1 protein-coding gene is annotated in these 695 nt (G+C 41.6%); it reads left to right on the forward strand.

Annotated features, from left to right (window positions below; genetic code table 11):
• Positions 1–695 (forward strand): hypothetical protein (locus D0S45_20640; GenBank protein ID TIH06977.1); only part of this gene is annotated, 695 nt, incomplete at both ends.

Below are 695 nucleotides of genomic sequence, written 5' to 3' on the forward strand. Positions count from 1 at the left end.
GGACCTCATCATTCTGATGGGAGATCTAAACGCCAAAGTCAGATTAGACAACACCGGATATGAAGATATCAAGGGACGACATGGACTGGGTGAGAGAAACGAAAATGGAGAAAGATTTGCAAATCTATGTGCATTCCACAAATTGGTCATAGGAGGCACAATATTTCCACACAAGCGTATACACAAGGCTACATGGATCTCACCGGACCACACTACAGAGAACCAAATAGATCATATTTGCATCAACAAAAAATTCCGAAGGACAATGGAAGATGTGAGAACCAGGAGAGGAGCTGACGTAGCTTCAGATCACCACCTAGTTGTAGCCAATTTAAAACTGAAGCTAAAAAAGAACTGGACAAGTGGACAAACAGCAATACAAAGGTTCAATACAGCCTTCCTTCGAGATACTGACAAACTCAATGAATTCAAGATAGCTCTCAACAACAGATTCCAAGCCTTTCAAGATCTACTGAAGGAAGAAGAAACTACCATGGAGGACAACTGGAAAGGCATCAAAGAAACATTGACTTCAACGTGTCAAGAGGTTCTGGGCCTAAAGAAACACCATCATAAGGAATGGATCTCTATAGAAACACTGGACAAGATCAAAGAAAGGAAGAACAAGAAGGCAGCAATAAACAACAGCCGAACACGAGCAGAGAAAGTCCAAGCACAAGCTGAATACATAGAAG

Origin of the sequence: Marinifilum sp. JC120 (assembly GCA_004923195.1) — a bacterium.
In the GTDB taxonomy this organism is placed as follows: domain Bacteria; phylum Desulfobacterota; class Desulfovibrionia; order Desulfovibrionales; family Desulfovibrionaceae; genus Maridesulfovibrio.